Origin of the sequence: Streptomyces sp. KM273126, assembly GCF_004337435.2 — a bacterium.
In the GTDB taxonomy this organism is placed as follows: Bacteria; Actinomycetota; Actinomycetes; order Streptomycetales; family Streptomycetaceae; genus Streptomyces; species Streptomyces acidicola.
Window position 1 is genome coordinate 1,656,812 of the sequence record NZ_SJXB02000002.1, and the last position, 18,174, is coordinate 1,674,985.

Annotated in this window: 14 protein-coding genes; 2 read left to right on the forward strand and 12 right to left on the reverse strand. The window is 69.4% G+C overall.

Features of this window, described 5'->3' with window-relative positions; genetic code table 11:
* Positions 1–4 precede the first annotated feature (4 nt).
* From denD to E0500_RS38055, 9 genes are all read right to left on the reverse strand, one after another.
* Positions 5–1,051: a D-erythronate dehydrogenase gene (gene denD / locus E0500_RS38015; RefSeq protein WP_131560907.1), complete on the reverse strand. Its 1,047-nt coding sequence runs from the start codon at positions 1,049–1,051 to the stop codon at positions 5–7.
* Positions 1,048–1,851 carry a 2-oxo-tetronate isomerase gene (gene otnI / locus E0500_RS38020; RefSeq protein ID WP_131560909.1) on the reverse strand — a complete coding sequence of 268 codons (804 nt, stop codon included), beginning with the start codon at positions 1,849–1,851 and terminating at the stop codon, positions 1,048–1,050. Before otnI ends, denD begins: the two co-directional genes overlap by 4 nt.
* Positions 1,852–1,972: 121 nt before the next feature.
* The gene (locus tag E0500_RS38025; RefSeq protein WP_131560911.1) at positions 1,973–3,280 is read right to left on the reverse strand and encodes an MFS transporter; all 1,308 of its coding nucleotides are present in this window, start codon (positions 3,278–3,280) and stop codon (positions 1,973–1,975) included.
* 75 nt (positions 3,281–3,355) lie between these two features.
* Positions 3,356–4,102 (reverse strand): aldolase, encoded by a 747-nt coding sequence (locus E0500_RS38030; RefSeq protein ID WP_258573759.1) that lies wholly within the window; start codon positions 4,100–4,102, stop codon positions 3,356–3,358.
* Positions 4,099–5,379, reverse strand: coding sequence for a 3-oxo-tetronate kinase (gene otnK / locus E0500_RS38035; RefSeq protein ID WP_131560913.1), 1,281 nt, complete (start codon positions 5,377–5,379; stop codon positions 4,099–4,101). Before otnK ends, E0500_RS38030 begins: the two co-directional genes overlap by 4 nt.
* Before the next feature lies 1 nt (position 5,380).
* Positions 5,381–6,298, reverse strand: coding sequence for an L-threonate dehydrogenase (gene ltnD, locus E0500_RS38040; RefSeq protein WP_131560915.1), 918 nt, complete (start codon positions 6,296–6,298; stop codon positions 5,381–5,383).
* A gap of 174 nt (positions 6,299–6,472) precedes the next feature.
* Complete coding sequence (locus E0500_RS38045) at positions 6,473–7,987, reverse strand: family 43 glycosylhydrolase (RefSeq protein WP_131560917.1); 1,515 nt, start codon at positions 7,985–7,987, stop codon at positions 6,473–6,475.
* A 13-nt stretch (positions 7,988–8,000) separates the two neighbouring features.
* Positions 8,001–11,270 carry a discoidin domain-containing protein gene (locus tag E0500_RS38050; protein WP_131560919.1) on the reverse strand — a complete coding sequence of 1,090 codons (3,270 nt, stop codon included), beginning with the start codon at positions 11,268–11,270 and terminating at the stop codon, positions 8,001–8,003.
* Positions 11,267–11,407, reverse strand: a complete 141-nt coding sequence (locus tag E0500_RS38055; RefSeq protein WP_165934908.1) for a hypothetical protein — start codon at positions 11,405–11,407, stop codon at positions 11,267–11,269. Before E0500_RS38055 ends, E0500_RS38050 begins: the two co-directional genes overlap by 4 nt.
* A 440-nt stretch (positions 11,408–11,847) precedes the next feature.
* Here E0500_RS38055 and E0500_RS38060 point away from each other — a divergent pair, with 440 nt between their 5' ends.
* Positions 11,848–12,864, forward strand: coding sequence for a LacI family DNA-binding transcriptional regulator (locus E0500_RS38060; RefSeq protein ID WP_131560921.1), 1,017 nt, complete (start codon positions 11,848–11,850; stop codon positions 12,862–12,864).
* Positions 12,865–12,927: 63 nt separating this feature from the next.
* On the opposite strand, the gene E0500_RS38065 is transcribed toward E0500_RS38060, so the two are convergent.
* On the reverse strand, positions 12,928–13,584 hold the full coding sequence (locus E0500_RS38065; protein WP_131560923.1) for a maleylpyruvate isomerase N-terminal domain-containing protein: 657 nt from the start codon (positions 13,582–13,584) through the stop codon (positions 12,928–12,930).
* A gap of 250 nt (positions 13,585–13,834) precedes the next feature.
* On the opposite strand from E0500_RS38065, the gene E0500_RS38070 reads away from it, so the two are divergent.
* Positions 13,835–14,599, forward strand: a complete 765-nt coding sequence (locus tag E0500_RS38070; protein WP_309505287.1) for a FadR/GntR family transcriptional regulator — start codon at positions 13,835–13,837, stop codon at positions 14,597–14,599.
* Positions 14,600–14,671: 72 nt separating this feature from the next.
* On the opposite strand, the gene acnA is transcribed toward E0500_RS38070, so the two are convergent.
* Complete coding sequence (gene acnA, locus E0500_RS38075) at positions 14,672–17,365, reverse strand: aconitate hydratase AcnA (RefSeq protein ID WP_131560925.1); 2,694 nt, start codon at positions 17,363–17,365, stop codon at positions 14,672–14,674.
* A gap of 196 nt (positions 17,366–17,561) precedes the next feature.
* Entirely contained in the window at positions 17,562–18,002 is a 441-nt protein-coding gene (locus E0500_RS44575; RefSeq protein WP_258573760.1) for an FCD domain-containing protein, read from the reverse strand.
* Positions 18,003–18,174 lie beyond the last annotated feature (172 nt).

An 18,174-nucleotide genomic window follows, 5' to 3' on the forward strand; every position in this document is an offset into this window, starting at 1 on the left:
CAGTCTATAGACCCGTGCCGGGTCGCCCCTTCGCGAGTGAGGTGCCGGCCAGGACGGCGTCAGGGTGGTCGCCGATGTAGTCCCACACCACTGATTCGAAGGTCGGATCGGGCTCCAGCCCGAGCGCCGCGGCGCTCGCGTTGTCGAAGGTGGAGGGCCACGAGCCCACGATGGCCTCCACGTCGGGGTCGGGCGCGATCGTCACCAGGTCGGCGGCGGTGTCACCGGCCACCCGTCGCAGCGTGGCCAGCATCTCGGCGACCGAGACCGTGAGGGCCGGAAGGTTGACCGGCAGTGCGCCGTCGAGCCGGCCCCTCCCGGGGCCGCGCTCGACTTCCGCGATGCGCAGGATCGCCTCGACCGTGCGCCGTGGCGAGGCCAGGGCGACGCGCAGGCCGGGACGCACCGGGCAGACGGCCGGAAGGCCCGCGAGCGGCTCGCGGATGACGCCGGACAGGAAGCCGGAGGCGGCCGCGTTCGGCTTGCCCGGCCGCACCGAGACGGTCATCAGGCGGGCGACGCGGCCGTCGATGAAACCCCGGCGGGTGTAGTCCGCGACCAGTTGCTCGCAGATGAGTTTCTGGATCCCGTAGCTCGATCGCGGGGTGGGCAGGGTCGACTCGCTGACCACGGGCGGGAGCGGGAGCGCCGGGTCCGAACCGTAGACCGCCACGCTGCTGGAGAACACCACGCACGGCGTCGGCCCGCCGGCGGCCGACTGCGCGCGGGCGGCTTCGAGGAGCGCGCGGGTGGTGTCCAGGTTCGCGCTCATGCCGAGGTCGAAGTCGGCCTCGCACTCGGCCGAGACGGCGGCGGCGAGGTGGATCAGCACGTCCACCGGCTCGGCGAACACCTCGTCGAGGCAGTCGACGAGGTCGCCCCGCACGATCTCCACGAGCGGATCGGCCGCCGCCTGCGACTCGGCCGGCACGATCCGGTCGGCGAGCACCAGGCGATCGATCGGCATATCACGGAATGTCCGCTTGCTGAGCAGGGTGGCGGTGACCTGTCGTCCCAGGAAGCCGAAGCCACCCGTGATGACGATCCTCATGCGCTGTCTCCTCGGTAGTCGTGTCGCCAGCCGAGACCCTCGCTCGTACCGGCACGGGGGATGTACTCGCAGCCGATCCACCCGTCGAAGCCCAACTCGTCGACGACGCCGAACAGATGGCTCACGTTGAGCTCGCCGCTGTCGGGCTCGTGGCGGTCGGGTACCCCCGCGATCTGCAGATGACCGACCCGCCCGGTCGGCAGGTCGCGCCGCAGAGTCGTGGTGAGGTCGCCCTCGACGATCTGGCAGTGGTAGAGGTCGAGCTGCACCTTCAGGTTCGCGGCTCCCACCTCCTGCACCACGGCGTGGGCCTCTTCCTGCCGGGACAGGAAGTAGCCCGGCATGTCACGGCCGTTGATCGGCTCGACCAGGATGTCGACGCCCACCGCGGCGGCTCGCTCCGCGGCCCGGGCGAGGTTGGCCAGGTAGGTGTCGCGGTGCTCGGCCAGCTCCTTCGGTGTCGCGTCCGGCCGCACCAGCCCGGCCATCACGTGCACCCGCGGGCAGTCGAGCGCGGCGGCGTACTCCAGCGCGCGGTCGACCCCGGAGCGGACCTCCGCCTCACGGCCGGGCAGTGCCGCGATCCCGCGCTCCCCGGACTCCCACGCTCCGGGGGGCGCGTTGAAGAGCACCTGCCGCAGGCCGTGGTCGTCGAGTCGGCGGCGCAGCTCGGAGGCGTCGTACGCGTAGGGGAAGAGGTACTCGACGGCGTCGAAGCCGTCCGCCGAGGCCGCCGCGAAGCGGTCGAGGAAGTCGTGCTCGGTGTACATCATGGACAGGTTCGCGGCGAACCTCGGCATGCTGGCTCCTGACTTCGGAAACTTCGGTCCAGGTCGGTCCCGGGTCGGTCCCGGATTGGTCCGGGATTGGTCCGGGACTGGTCCCGGGGCCGCCCCGGCCAGTAGACCAGGACGGGTCCGGTCAGCGGTTGACGACCTGCTTGTTGGTGGTGAGCACGGCGGCGGCGCCGGCGACGAGGGTGAGCGCGAGGACGTACATCGGGAGCGACGTCGAGCCCGTGGCGTCCTTGAGCGCGCCGATCATGTAGGGACTGACGAAGCCGGCGAGGTTGCCCACCGAGTTGATCGCGGCGAGGCCGACCGCGGCGGCGGTGCCGCCGAGGAACGCGGTGGGGAGCGACCAGAACAGCGGTGCGCAGGTCAGCACCCCTGCCGCGGCGAAGGACAGCGCGGTCAGGGACAGCGCGGTCGACCCGGTCCAGCCCGCCGCCAGCGAGAAGCCGACGGCACCCATGAGGCTGGGGACGACGAGATGCCAGCGGCGCTCGCGGCGTTTGTCCGCCGAGCGCCCGAACAGGTTCATCGCGACGAGCGCGGCCAGGAACGGCACGGCACTGAGCACGCCGATCGCGAGGCCGCCCTCGATGCCGGTGGACTCGACGAACGTGGGCATCCAGAAGGTCAGGGCGTACTGCCCCATCACGAAGCAGAAGTAGATGAGGCACATCAGCCACACCTTGGGCTCACGGAAGGCGTCCCAGACCCGGCCGTGCACGGTCTGGTGCGCGTTGTCCTCCGCGACCGCCCGTTCCACCACGGCCTTCTCCTCGTCGGTGAGCCACTTCGCGCCGCGCACGCTGTCGTCGAGGTAGAACAGGGTGGCCACCCCGATGACGACGGCGGGTATCGCCTCCAGCAGGAACATCCACTGCCAGCCCTGCCAGCCGCTCACGCCCTGGAACCGGTCCATGATCCAGCCGGAGAGCGGGTTGCCGAAGATGCCGGCCACCGGGATGGCGGACATGAACATCGCGATCACCCGGGCACGACGGTGCGACGGGAACCAGTAGGTGCAGTACAGGATCACTCCTGGGTAGAACCCTGCCTCGGCCGCACCGAGGAGGAACCTGAGGACGTAGAACGTCGCCTCGTTGGTGACGAACACGAACGACGCCGAGACCAGACCCCAGGTGATCATGATCCGGGCGATCCACCTGCGGGCGCCGACGCGTTGCAGCATCAGGTTCGAGGGGACCTCGAAGAAGAAGTAGCCGATGAAGAACAGGCCGGCACCGAGGCCGTACGCCGCCTCGCTGAACCCGAGGTCGTCGGACATCTGCAGTTTCGCGAAGCCGACGTTGACCCGGTCCAGGTAGGAGACGACGTAGCAGAGGATGAGGAAGGGGACGATACGGCGCACTACCTTGCGGTAGACGGCGTTCTCACGGTCGAGGGCGGGGACGTCGGACGCCGATACTGGTATGGACATGGCGATCCTTCTGTGCGGCTCTGGGGAGTTCTCTGACGTGCGGGGAGCGGGTCACTCTGAGGTGCGGGGAGCGGGTCACCACGCGGCGCCGAAGGCGGACCTCAGTTCGTCGAGCGCGTGGGTGGGGAGTGGCTCGGGGCGACGATCGGTCAGGAGCCAGAGGCGTGCCGTCTCCTCGAGTTCTTCGAGGACGGCGAGAGCGGTGGCCGCGTCGGGGCCCCACGCCACGGGGCCCAGCCGGTCGAGCAGCACGGCCCTGATCGGCGTTCGGCTCGCCGCGTGCTCGGCGATGCGGGCGGTCACCAGGTCGGCCACGCGCGGGTCGCCGGGCCGGTGGTAGGGGATGAGCGGGACGTGCCCGACCTTCATCACGTAGTACGGCGTGATGGGCGGGAGCACATCGTCCGGGCTCCACACGCCGGCCAGGGTGAGGCCGACCAGGTGCGTGGAGTGCGTGTGGATGACGAACCGGGCGGTGGGGTCGGCGGCACAGATACGTCGATGGAGGGTCAGGGTCTTGCTGGCGCGGTCGCCCGCGATCTGCTCACCACGGGCGTCGACCAGCGCGAGGCGGTCGCGTTCGAGGAACCCCAGGGCGGCGTCGGTGGGCGTGATCAGATGGGAGTCGCCGACCTTGGCGCTGATGTTGCCGGCGCTGGCGTGGACATAGCCCCGGGCGAACAGGCTCGTGCCCACGCGGACGATCTCGTCGCGTGCCTCGGCGACGGCCCTGCCGTGTGTCTCGTCGGCGGCCCCTGCGTGTGTCCGGTCGTCGGCCCTGCCGTCCGCCGTCTCGGGGGCGGTGCCCGCGTGCCGGGTCATGAGGTCTCCTCGTCCAGGGCGGCGAACGCGGCGGTGAAGAAGTCGGGGCCGCCGAAGTTGCCGGACTTGAGCGTGATGTGGAGCGTGTCTCCGTCGGGCAGGGCCGCCGCGCACCACGGCACACCGGGGTCGATCTGCGGTCCGATCCGCAGCGCGGTGACGCCGAGCGCCCGGACGACCGCTCCCGAGGTCTCGCCGCCCGCGACGACGAGTTGCCGGACGCCTCGATCCACGAGCCCTTGTGCGATACGGGCGAGGGTCCGCTCCACGAGCTCACCGGCCTCGGCGGCGCCGAGCCGGCCCTGGACGGCCCGGACGGTGTCGGGTGACTCGGTGGAGCGGACGAGGACCGGGCCGTCGTTCAGGTGCGACTCGGCGAAGGCCAGGGCCTGACCGACCACGTCCTCACCGGCCGCGACACGCAACGGGTCCACGCTGTACGCAGGTTGGCCGCCGCCCAGGTACTGGAGGACCTGACCGTTGGTGGCGACGGACACCGACCCCGAGACGATGGCCCCGTGGCCGCCGGGTGGCGGCAGTTGTGCCGCCGCGCGGGACGGCTTGAACCCCCAGTTCGCGGGCAGACCGATCGCCAGGCCCGAACCTGCGGTCACCAGGGGCAGCCCCCGGACCGCCGCACCCAGGCGTACGAGATCGTCGTTGGAGACGGCGTCGACGACGGCCATCCCGCAGCCGTCCTCGCGCAGGGCGCCGATGCGGGCCCTGATCGCCTCCGCTCCGTCGGCGACCACCGTGTGGTCGATCAGACCGACCGCTCGCGTCGTCTGCGCGCCGAGGACGGAGACCAGGTTGGAGTCCGTCATCGGGGTGAGCGGATGGTGGCGCATGCCGCTCTCGCCGAGCAGCACGTCCCCGACGAAGAGATGCCCCTTGAAGACCGTGCGCCCGTTGTCGGGGAACGCGGGCGTCGCGATCGTGAAGTCGGTGCCCAGCGCGTCCATCAGCGCCTCGGTGACCGGCCCGATGTTGCCGGCCGGTGTCGAGTCGAAGGTGGAGCAGTACTTGAAGTAGATCTGCTCGGCACCCTGGGACCGCAGCCAGGAGAGTGCCCGCAGCGACATCTTGACGGCGTCTGCGGCCGGGACCGTCCGCGACTTGAGGGCGATGACCACGGCGTCCGCGTCCACCGCACGCTCGGTGCCGGCCGGCGGTACGTCGATCAGCTGGACCACGCGCATGCCCGCGCGCACCAGGTTGTTGGCCAGGTCCGTGGCGCCGGTGAAGTCGTCGGCGATGCACCCGAGGCGGACTCCCATGTCAGGCCTCCACCGGCTCGGGCAGGTCGACCCCCGGGAAGATCTTGATGACCGCGCTGTCGTCCTCGGCGCCCAGTCCGGACGCCGATGCCTGGAGGAACATCTGGTGGGCGGTGGCGGCGAGGGGGAGCGGGAACCGCTCCGGTCTGGCGGAGTCCAGCACGAGTCCCAGGTCCTTGACGAAGATGTCGACCGCGGAAAGGGGCGTGTAGTCACCGGCGAGCACGTGAGCCATGCGGTTCTCGAACATCCAGGAGTTTCCGGCGCTGTGCGTGATGACCTCGTAGAGCGCCTCGGCGGGAACGCCGGCCTTGATGCCGAGGGCCATCGCCTCGGCGGCCGCGGCGATGTGCACGCCCGCGAGAAGCTGGTTCACGATCTTGACCTTCGAGCCGAGTCCGGCGCGGTCTCCCAGGCGGTAGACGGTGCTGCTCATGGCTTCGAGCACCGGGTCGGCTAGTGAGTACGCCTCGGCCGGGCCCGAGGTCATCATGGTGAGCTCACCTGTCGCGGCACGTGCGGCGCCACCCGAGATGGGGGCGTCCAGGTAGAGCACCCCCTTCTCGGCCAGGCGTCCCTCGCACGCGGCGGACCAGCCGGGGTCGACCGTGGAGCACATCACGAAGACGGCGCCCGGACGGAGCCGGTCGACCGCTCCGTCGGCGCCGAACAGCACGGACTCGACCTGCGCCGCGTTGACCACCACGCTGACCAGGACGTCCACCGCCGCCGCCAGCTCGCCACAGGAGGCGAACGCCGTCCCACCGGCTCGCGCGAAGTCGTCGGCCGCATCAGGCCGCAGGTCGTGGACCCCCATGTCGTAGCCGGCGTTCCGCAGGGTGCGGGCCATGCCGAGACCCATGGCTCCTAGTCCCACCACACCCACGCGTGGCCGTGCGGTCCTGTGCTGGTCGTTCATGCGCACCCTTCGTTCGCTTGGGAGATCAGGTCATATGATGACCTGAGGACACGGAACTGGATGCTGTGATGTGCATCACATTGGGTGGGGGTGTGGATCATCAGCGGGTCATCGTGCCGATGCCCCGCTGATGATCGTCGGCCTCGGAAAAGAGCTAATTCCCGGTCGGCGAAACTACTCTGCGGACTCCCCGGACGGTGAAGCCAGCGGGACGCCGAGAGCCACCGGAGTCCCGAAGTTCGGTGTGCCGTCGGCGTTCCAGGTGAACTTCTGCACCCTGGTGCTGCGGTTCATGTCGCAGCCGCCACCCGCGGAGCTGTTGGCGTGGTAGACCATCCAGTCCTCGGTCCCGTCGGGCGACTTGAAGAAGCCGTTGTGGCCGGGCCCGTACACGCCGTTGGCATTGGACCTCTGGAAGACAGGGTTCGGCGATTTGACCCAGGAGGAGGAGCTGAGCGGGTCGCCGCCGTTGTATGTGAGCATCCCCAGCTTGTAGTCGGGCGTGGAGCAGTGGCTGGCGGAGTAGATGATGAACGTCTTGCCGCCCCGCTGGAGGACCTCGGCGCCCTCGTTGACCGCGCCGCCCACCGTCTCCCAGCCGTAGGTCGGGGTGGACAGCACCCGGCGGGTACCGCTCGCGGTCCACGGGTTGGACAGCGGCCGGATGAACATGGGCTGCGAGCCGTTGTAGAAGGTGCCGAGGAGGTAGAGCTTGCCGTTCAGCTGAAGGATGCTCGGGTCCAGTTCCCAGGTGTTGTCCTGGGTCGGGTCGAGCAGGTCGGCCTTGAAGCTGTACGGCCCCATCGGGTCCAGGCCGGCGCTCTCCAGGACGTGGATCCGCTGGGTGCCCAGGTCGTACGGTTCGCGCCCGGCCGTGTAGTAGAAGTACCACCGCTTCCCGTTCGGGCCGTCGAGCAGATGGAACTCCGGGGCCCACATCGTGCCGGCCCCGTTGGGCCGGGTGAGGTTGAAGATCACCTGGTCGGTGGCCGTGGCGAGCCCGGCCAGTGTGCTGGCCTTGCGCATGGTGATCGTCGAGTTCCAGGTCGTCGTGGCGAGGTAGTAGTAGCCGTCGTAGTACGTGAGCCAGGGGTCGGGCCCGCGCTGGGAGATCGGGTTGGTGAACGTACGCGGGCTCGTTCCGCCGCCGGTGAAACCGGGCAGCCGCCAGACCCTGCCGTTCGCGGTACCGCACGGCAGCTGCACCAGACCGGTGTCCGAGGCCGACGAACCGCCGCTCGGCGCGATGCACTTGCCGGAGGCGACCGAGACGAGGTTGAAGGTCTTGTCGGTTCCGCTGACGGTCACGGGAACGAGCCGCCACTGCTGGTTTGTTCCGCTGTGGCAGCTCCACTGGATGATCGTGGCGTTGTCCGCCGTGGACGCGCCGTAGACGTCGACGCACTGGCCGGAGGCGTGCGTACTGATGGTGTACGTGTCGGCCGTCCCCACGACCGGGGTGAAACCGAAGGACTGGCCCGCACCCGAGCCGCACGTGCCGGCCCGGAGCTGCGTGCCACTGGTCGTCGAACTGCCCGGGATGTCGAGGCAGTTGCCGCCGTTCTGGTTCACCCCGGTGGTTGTGAAGGCGACGGCGGCGGCCGCGGGCGGGGGCGGAGGCGCCACGAGGAAGGCCACTGCCATGGTGAGCACGGCGATGAGCGTGGACAGGGATCTGGAACGAGTCACTGGAGCACACCCTTCAGCGCTTGGAGGTTGCGGTGGGGCCGTACACCTTCGCTTCGAGCAGGCCGACGGAACTGGTGCCGTTGCCGGTGAGCAGCACCCGAAGACGTGTGGTGCTCGTGGCGGTGAAGGTGACGGTGTTGTACTGGTTCTTGGCCAGCGGATAGCCGCCCGCACCGGGCGCGTCGACGTAGGCGCTGCCGTTCCAGTACTGGAGCTTCCATGAGGCGGGCATGTCGATGCCCTCGTCGTCGTCGAAGAAGTACACCTCGGCCCTGTCGACGGTCCTCGCCGACGGCCAGGTCAGCTCCGCCCACTGCTGCCCGGTCTCCGGCCAGGTCCCCCAGCGCGGGTTCACGGTGTCGTTGGACGATGGCGGGTCGATCCCGTCGTTGACCGCGGTGACGCTCTCCCAGGGGGAGGTGTACGACGCGGAGGCCGTCGCCGACGCCGCCAGGTTGCCCGGTGACTGGGCGCCGCCCCGGTTGTACACCTTGACTTCGGTGAGGCCGGTCTTGGCGCCGGAGGCGTTGGTGGCCAGGACCCTGACGCGCTGGGCGCTGATCGCCGGGAACCGCACCAGGTTGTAGTTGGCGCGTGGTGCGGCCGGGCTCTTGGTCTGGCCGGGGGCGTTCACCCACGAACTGCCGTCGTAGTACTGGATGGTGTACGCGGACGGAGCCCGGTAGGTGGTGCTCGCCGGCCGGCTGTCCTTGAAGTACAGGCGTACCTCGTCGAGCGTGCGGGCGGTGCCGAAGTCCAGCTCGTACCAGTCCTGGCTGTTGGCGGAGCCTCCGGCACCCCAGAAGGGCTCGTTGGTGGGGTAGCCGTCGACCGCGCCCGCGACGTTGCTGCCCGATCCGGTGTGGGACGCGGACACGGTCGCCCCGGAGGCGAGGTTGGTCAGGTCGGCGGTCAGGTCGACGCCCGCCTTGGCGAGCATGTCGACCATCCGGGGACTGTCCTGCACGACCTGGTTGGGGGCTTTCAGGCCGGGGACGGCCGTGTGGTGGGTGACCGTGCCGCTCGTGGTGACGTCGCCGGTCGCCGGGTCCCAGGTGAAGGGCACCAGCGAGCCGACGGTGGCGACGCGGTTGCCGTTGACGTAGATCGAGTAACCCTCCGGGACGCCCGGGTAGCGCACCACGCCGTCGGCGGGGTCGTCCCAGACGATGCTCAGGTCGGCGCCCCGGTAGCGGAGGTTGTTGACGGTGAAGTGACTCCAGCCGATGTCGATGGGGGAGAGCTCGACCTTCGCGTCGTTGCGGGGCCGCAGGCCGGCGACGTCCTCGATCACGGTCCAGTTGCTGCTGCCGAGGATGTTGTGGTGGATCCAGGAGCGGTAGTTGATCGCGCTGCCGTTCCAGTCGGCCCAGAACTCGTTGGCGTCGGGCCACTGGGTGTTGCCGCCGACGTACTGCGCCCAGGTGTTCCAGTAGAGCAGCTTCTTGTAGTCGGTCGCGCTCATCCAGGAGTTGGGGTAGTTGCGCAGGACCGAGGAGTAGAGCCGGAACTGCACGGTGGAGTTGATGGTGGAGAAGTTGTTGGAGCCCGGCTGCCCGGCGTCGGCCGCCGCCTTCTTGTCGACCTGGTTGGCCGTGTAGAAGGGGAAGACGGGGTACTGGGTCGGATCGTCGAACAGACGCAGGGCCTGCTTGTAGGTCGCGGTGTCGGGGACGGCTCCGACCGAGAACGGGTAGTAGTTGTTGATCTCCTTCCAGGGCACCCACTCGTTGGTCGACTTGAGCCGGTGCTCGAACAACTGCCGGTTCGGGTTCCACAGCACGCTGACGATGGCGTCCTTGATCTGGTTCGCGAGCGTACGCATCTCGGCGGCCTTGGCCGTGTTGCCGGTCGCCTCGTAGGCCTGCGCGGCGGCCAGCGCGCCGCTGTACTGGTAGGCGGACTCGGCGCGGTCCATGTTGCCGGGCTTCCAGTGGAAGGAGACGGCGTCGGCGTCGTTGCCGGTCAGGGCGCCCCAGTCGTACTCGATGAGCTTGTTGTTGTCGTGGTCGTAGTAGGAGAGCTGGCCCTTGACGTCTCCCTCCGCGTAGCGGGCCAGGTTGGCGGCGATGCCCGGCTGGCCGCCGTGGATCTGGTAGCTCTTCCATGCCGCTTCGGCGATGTACTGGGTGTAGCTGTTGGACCAGTTCTCCGGGTCACCAGGGTTGTCCAGGAAGCGGCCGCCCTTGGAGGTCTGGCCGACGCTCAGCCAGTCCCCGTACGCGTAGGCCGGGTCGCGCAGGTACTTGAGGTCGTCGATGTGCATCGGCTGGGTGAGCGCGATCGCGTTGTTGTAACCGAGGACGCCCTCGGTCGAGGTCGGGAACTGGAAGGTCTGCCCGGGGATGTCGGCGTCGAGGTTGTTGAACCGCATCAGCCACCAGCGGTAGTAGACGTTCTTCTTGATCGCGGGCTCGGGCACGTCGATGTAGGGCACGTTCTGCGCCCACCACCGGTTGTAGTCCCTGACGTGGGTGGCGAACGCGGTGACGCCTGAGTACCCCGCGTAGGCGTTGTACTCGGTGAGGGACTGGGGGATCTCGTCGGTGACGAAGCCCATCACCACCTTGGCCGTCACCGTGGCCCCGGCCGCGATCGTCACGGACCGGTTCAGGCCGCCGCTGGAGGCGGTGAACCCGTCGCCGGTGAGCCGCGGACGGATGGTCGTGAGGTTGTTGTAGGCGTTCACCTGCCCGGTCAGCTCGCTGCCGGTGCCCGTGGTGGCATAGGGCGAAGTCGCCCGTAACTGCAGCGTCGCGGAGCCGCTGCCGTTGTTCTTGATGGACAGGTTGGTCACGGCGACGTTGTTGTCGGTGATGAACTTCGTCTGGCTGACCGTGATCGAGCCGGCCGTGTGCACGCTCTTCCAGTGGCTGGGCGCCTGCCAGCGCTGGGAGACCTGTTCGGTGAAGGTGCCCGGGCTGATCGCGACCGTGTAGGCGTTGTTGTCGTTGATGCTCTCCCAGTAGGCGACCTTCCCGGCGAACCCGAGCCGCGAAGGGTCGTGCTCCTTCATGAAGACCGCGCGCCCACGGCTCATCAGCCAGGGTCCGGCCGGGTCGTTGCCGGAACGGGCCAGCAGACGGTCCATCCAGAAGTCGGTTCCCGAGCTCTCCGCGTCGTAGATGGTCCGCATCATGTCGCCCGGCGTGTAGGCGACGGGCGGGGCCGGGATCGCGGGTCCGTTGAAGGTGGGGAACCCGATGGTCTGCGCGGCGGCGGCCGGGGTCGCGGAACAGACGGAACCGATGATGAGCAGCAGGGCCACGAAGAGGCGCTTCATGACAGGGGCCGCCGTTCCTGGATGCCCTGGATCCCTTGGGTGGCCTGGATCCCCTGGAGTCGCTCGTTCGGGTGGTGGTCGCGCTTCCGGGTGTCGGTGGCGGCCTCACACACGGCCGCCGTCGTTCGTCTTCTCATCGGATGCTCCCTGTCCGGTTGACAGCAGGCGTTCGCTCGCGATGGTGCTGACGTTCTCCGACGGGGTCTCCCTGGAGCCTCAGCGAACGGGAGCCTCGGCGGACGAGGTTTGGGTCAGGAGTGCCGGGCGGGTGGACGCACCTCTGCCGGCGGTCCGAGCCGCACCTGTCCCCATCGGGGCCGACAATGTCGTGCTCCTGACATGCGTGGAGCGCAGGGGGAGCCGCCAGGTGAAGGAGAGGCTCAGGCGAGGACAGTGTCCGTTTATAAGACTGACCTAAAAGGTTTTCGCAACGTAGATGTGAACCCATGCACTGTCAAGACACGAGAGTGGGCCGCACACTTACCTGGCAAGGGCTTACCGGGCTAGATTCAGGCAAAACTGAGCAGAGGGAGTCTGATATGGCTGGTTCCTCTCGGTGAAAAAGGTTTTCGGAACGATGAGCTCTCAGCGACGGCGGGCGACCACGATCACCGATGTGGCCACGCGTGCGGGGGTGTCGATCGCGACCGCGTCCAAGGCGCTCAACGGCCGGAGCCAGGTCCGCGCCGAGACCCTGCAGCGCGTTCTCCGGGCGGCCGAGGAACTCGGCTACCAGCCGAACGCGCTCGCCCAGAGCCTGATCTCCGGTCAGACCCGCACCGTCGGGCTGCTCACCAGCGACAGCGTCGGGCGGTTCGGCATTCCCGTGCTGCTCGGCGCGGAAGACGCCTTCGGCACGGGTGAGATGGCCGTCCTGCTCTGCGACGCCCGCGGAGACGCCATCCGCGAGCGGCACTACGTGCGTACGCTGCTGGCCCGTCGCGTCGACGGGATCATCGTGGTCGGGGAGAGCACCGATCCACGACCGTCCATCAGCCTTGACCTGCCCGTGCCCGTCGTCTACGCCTACGCGCCCTCCGACGACCCGCAGGACGTGTCGTTCGTGCCCGACGACGTGGGCGGGGCCCGCATCGCCGTCCAGCATCTGCTGACCGCCGGCAGGCGGCGCATCGCCCACATCACCGGGCCCACCCACTACCGGGCCGCCCAGGACAGGGCGGTCGGCACCGCCGAGACCCTGGAGGAAGCGGGACTCACGCTCTCCGGCGGCCAGGCCCTCTTCGGCGCGTGGTCGCGGCGCTGGGGGCGGCAGGCAGCCGAGATCGTGCTCGCCGGAGACCCGGAGACCGACGCCGTGTTCTGTGGGAGCGATCAGATCGCCGCAGGGTTCGTCGAGGCGGTCCGGGAGCGCGGCCTCCGGGTTCCCGACGACATCGCGGTCGTCGGATACGACAACTGGGAGGTCCTGTCCGCCGAGACCAGGCCCCCGCTGACCACCATCGACATGAACCTGGAAGTCCTCGGCCGCACGGCCGCCCAGCATCTGTTCGCAGCCATCGACGGCCGGGCCGCCTCGGGAGTGCATCGCATGCCCTGCAGCCTGACGATCCGTGAATCGACCATGCCCCAGTGACGGAAGCCGGGCACGCGCAGCGGCCGACCGCCCCAGAACGGGCCGCCACCGGGCACGTACCAGTCACCCGAGGACGAGCGGGAGTTCGGCGGCCAGCCCGCCCAGATCCGCCTTCTCCCCGGCGGTGGGAGCACGCCGTCCGGTGCCGACCAGCAACGCGTCCTTGTCGGAGAACGACGCGGGGAACGTGGCCCCGGCGATCTTCTCCAACATCTCGCGTGACCGGGCAAGCGCCTCCGCGGGCGGTCCCGCCACGCCCGGAAGGTGCGCGACCAGGTCGAGGTGGTGCAGCGTCCACTCGATGACGTACGCGGAGAGGTAGTCGCTCGCGGTGAGGACCACGTCGCGGGTGCTGACCCGCAGGCCCGGGTCGGCGAGTTCGGCCGCGCGTCCGGCTGCCGAGCCGACGTCGTCGAGGTGGAACTTGAGCAGCCACGGCTCCTCGTACGCGACGGCCAGCCGGACGGTCAGCGCGTCGAGCGGGTCGTCACCCGTCGGCGGCGTTTCGGCCACCTCCCAGTAGGTCACCGCGTCGCGGGTCGGTTCCGTATTGGCGGGGGTCACAAGGGTGATCAGGACGTCCTGTGCGTCGATGACCAGATGGCACACCAGGTCCCGTACGAGCCAGCCTCGGCATCCGGACGGCTGTGCGAAGTCCTCGTCCGCGAGTTGGGAGACCGCTGTGCGCAACGCCGTCCATGAGCGTGAGAAGAGATCCACACTGGCACGGTACGGCCTTGGGGGGGGATTGGGACATCGGGACATGGCGACATCGGGACAGCGGTTGACGCCAGCCGTTGATCATTGCTGCGGGCCGCAGACGCGGCATCCGTACAGCCGACCAAGCATTCTTGCGGGGTTGAAGTGTTGCGGTTCGGAGAACACGGGCCGGTTCCCGGGCGGTGAACGCGTGATCCGACGGACATGCGGCGTCGGCGTCGGGGCAGGACCGGCGGTTACCGTGTCGATCGTGCGCGACAGTCCTGCCGCGCCGGTGGACCACCAGACAGGGGAGGCTGCGGGCATGGCCGGGCTGGCACGGATCGAACGGGAGGAGCCGCAGGCTCCCGCGGTGGAGGTGGCGCGGCGCCTGCTCGACCACCTGTTGACGTCGGGCCAGCTCAGGGCCGGTGACCGGTTGCCGCCGGAGCGGCAGCTCGCGGAGACCTTCAGGGTGGGCCGCTCGGCGGTCCGCGAGGCGCTGAAGTCCCTGTCCCTGCTGGGGTTGCTGGAGATCCGGCAGGGCGACGGTACTTATGTGCGGGGGGCCACCTCGGACCTGTTGCCGCAGGTCCTTGAGTGGGGACTGATGCTCGGCGACCACACGATGGACGAACTCCTGGAGGCACGCGCGTGCGTGGAGGTCGACCTCGCGGAACTGGCCGCCTTGCGCAGGACGGACAACGACGTCACCGCGCTCGAAGCGCATCTGGCCCGGATGACGGCCACACACGACGACCCCGAGCGTTACCTGGAGGCCGACCTGGCCTTTCACCGGGCGCTGGCGCAGGCCTCGCACAACAGCGCACTGGCCGGCCTCCAGGCCCGCCTCGAGACGTTGGTCGCCGTGTGGATCCGGCAGAACATCCGCAAGCCGGGGGAGGGGCGGCTGGCCGAGCACGAGGCCGTGCTGAAGGCCGTACGGGCCGGGAACGCCCGTGCGGCGCGGTCCGCCATGCATGCCCACATGGACTCGGCGACCCGTCGTCTGCGAGCCCGGCTCGGCCGGGGCTGAGGGGCTTACACCGTCGATTGGCCGACGTCCTCATGCTCGGTGGCATCGAAACTCCGTCCTCGTGGGTGAGGCTCATGACGAGGGAAGAGCGCGGCGGACGACGTACGGCAGGATGCCCCCGTGCTGGAGGTAGGTCAGCTCCTGGCGGGAGAAGATCCGCAGCCGCAGTCCCGCGGTGGCCCGGCGTCCCTGAGCTCCCCGCAGGTGGAGGGTGACGCGGTTGGTGCCGACGCTCAGGCTGTCGAGCCCTTCGACGGAGAGCTCTCCCTCGCTGGCGAAGGGGTACGACGACGCGTCGTCGCCCTCGGCGAACTCCAGCGGCAGCACGCCCATGCCGATCAGGTTGCTGCGGTGGATGCGTTCGTACGACTCGGCGACGACCGCGCGCACGCCCAGCAGGGCCTGAGCCTTGGCCGCCCAGTCCCGGCTGGAGCCCGCCCCGTAGTTGCGGCCGGCGACGACGACCAGGTCGTAGCCCGCCTCCCGGTAGGTCGGCGCGGCCTCGTGGACGGGAAGGACGTGGGAGCCGTCGGCCGTGTACGTGTACCCGCCGGGGCCCGGCTGCGTGTCGGTGTCGCTCAGCAGCAGGTTGGTGACGGCGGCGTTGGTGAAGGCGCCGCGCAGCATGGCCTCGTGGTTGCTGCGGCGTGTGGAGTACTGGTTGAGGTCGTGGCGGGCGACTCCGCGTTCGGTGAGCCACTGTCCGGCCGCGCTGCGGGAGGGGATGGCGCCGGCGGGGGAGATGTGGTCGGTGGTGACGTTGTCGCCGAGCCGGAGGAGAACCCTCGCCCGGTCGATCCTGAGGTGGGCCGGCGGGCGGGCGGACAGATCCGTGAGGTGCGGCGGGCGGCGGACGTACGTCGACTCCGGGTTCCACGGGAATCGGGTACCGCCGGGTGCGTCGATCTCCTGCCAGGCCCGGGTGCCCTGCCGGATGCGGGCGGCGTTGGCACGGAACATCTCCGGCCTGACGAACTCCGCGACGTATGCGGCGACTTCGTCGTCGGTGGGCCAGAGGTCCCTGAGGTGGACGGGGTGGCCCTCGTGGTCGGTCCCCAGAGGCTCGTGGTCGAAGTCGTGCAGAACCGAGCCGGCCAGGGCGTAGGCGACGACCAGCGGCGGGGAGGCGAGGTACGACAGGGAGATGCGTGGGTTGACCCGGCCCGCGAAGTTGCGGTTGCCGGACAGGACGGCGACCGGTTCGGTGGCGCCGTCCTCGGCGAGCTGCTCCATCGCCGGGTGCAGGGGACCGGAGTTGCCGATGCAGGTCATGCAGCCGAAGCCGACGATGTGGAAGCCGGTCTTCTCCAGGGCGGGCAGCAGCCCGGCGGCGCGCAGGTACTCCTCGACCACCCGTGAGCCGGGGGAGAGCGAGGTCTTGACCCAGGGTTTGGCGGTCAGCCCGGCTGCCACCGCGCGCTCGGCGAGCAGGCCCGCCTGTACGACGAGGGCCGGGTTGGCGGTGTTGGTGCAGCTCGTGATGGCGGCGATGGCGACCGGGCCGTCGGGGAGTGGTTCGCCGAAGGCGCCGGATGCGCCGAAGCCGTAGGATGCCGTGCCCGACCTCGCAGCCGTGCCCGACCCGCCAGCCGTACGGACCGCGGCTCGCCGGAACGAAGCCGGGACCTCGGACAGCGGCAGCCGCTGGTGCGGCAGGTTCGGGCCCGCCACACAGGGCTCGACGGTGCCGAGATCGAGGTCGAGCAACTGGTCGTAGCGGGGGACAGGGCGGTCGTCGGTGCGCTTCAGCCCCTGGGCGGTGAGATAGGCGTCGACGAGTCCGACATGGGACTCCTCCCGACCGCTGAGGTGGAGGTAGCCGGCGGTTTCGTCGTCGTAGGGGAAGTAGACGCAGGTCGCCCCGTACTCCGGTGCCATGTTGGAGACCGCGGCGCGTTCGGCCCAGCCCAGTGTCGTGACGCCGTCGCCGCAGAACTCGACGAACTTGTTCACCACGCCCGTGGCGCGCAGCAGTTCGGTCAGGGTCAGGGCGAGGTCGGTGGCGCCTACGCCGGGGCGCAGTCGCCCCGTCAGGCGGACACCGACCACGTCCGGGTAAGGGATGGTGACCGGTTCGCCGAGCATGGCGGCCTGCCCTTCGAGGCCGCCGACTCCCCAGCCGACGACGCCCAGGGCGTTGATCATCGGGGTGTGGCTGTCCGTGGCGACGAGGACGTCCGGCTGCAGCCAGGGCAGCCCGCCGTCCTCCGCGTCCGTCATCCACACCACCCTGGCCAGCGCCTCCATGTTGACCTGGTGGATGATCCCCGTGCCCGGCGGTACGACACGGAAGTTGCGCACGCTCCGTTCGGCCCACTTCACCATCTCGTACCGTTCGCCGTTGCGCCGGAAGTCGATCAGCAGATTGCGGTCGACGGCGTCGGCGCGACCGTACTCCTCGACGATCACGGAGTGGTCCACGGTCAGGTCCACCGGGATCGACGGCTGGAGCACTTCCGGGTCCCCGCCCAGTTCCGCGACGCTGTCACGCATGGCCGCGAAGTCGGCCAGCGCCGGGAGGCAGGTGGTGTCGTGCAGCATGATCCGGTTCGGAAGGACCGGCACCTCACAAAGTCCGCTTCCGGCGCGGGCACGCGCCACCACGTCCGGCAGCGCTGCGGGTGACCGTCGGGCGACGTTCTCCAGCAACACCCGCACCGCGTAAGGGAGCGCGTCCAGCTCCGCGCGCGGCAGGATCCGGTCCAGGGGCTGATAGCGGTACGAACGGCCCTCGACGGTGAGCACAGCGGTGCGGTCGGCGTTCATGATCCCTGCTGTCGTAGGCGTGACGAGGTGTCGGCGAGATCGCATCAGTGATCAATCGAGCTGCGGACCGGCTGCTGATGCTTGGGCGCCCGATGCGGACGGGCGCCCTCATATTGTCTCAGACTGCTCATTAATACAATGGCTCGGCCGACGTAGTCGATTCCTCTCCGTGCTCCGATTCGTCGACCGCGTCGACTCAGCTCTCCCCGACGATGCCCGTCTTGATCGACCGGACCTCGTCCAAGTGCGCGCTCAGGAAGGCGGACGCCTCCTTCAGATCCCCGCGTTCCACCAGGTCCAGGAGCCTCAGGTGCTCCCGTGCCTGGCCCGCGAGCCGGGAGCGGTCGATCTGGTGGCGGTACTCGATCAGGCGGCGCAGCCGGTTCTGCCGGCGTACGGCGTCCAGCAGGAACTGGTTGCCGGAGCAGCCCACCAGCATCTCGTGGAACGAGGCGTTGACCTGGAACAGCTCGGCCCGGGGCAGCAACAGGATGTCCCCGTGCAGCAGGGACTCCTGCTGCTGACGGTGGTGCGCGAAGGCTTCGGTGTCCACGGTGAAGCCCGGCTCCAGCAGCGCGGCGGGCTCGATGATCATCCGGAACCGGTAGCTCTGGTCGTGCGCGTCGATGGTGGCCATCACGTGCTGGAACTCCCAGCCCCGCCTCGCCCGTCCTGCGCCGTACCAGGTCCTCGCCCTCCATCCGGGACAGCACCCGGTCGGCCTGGCGGGGTGTGAGCCGGTAGCGCCGGCTGATGTCGGCCGCGGTGAAGGAGCCGGTGAAGCGCCCGCCGACGTAGTCGTCGGCGAT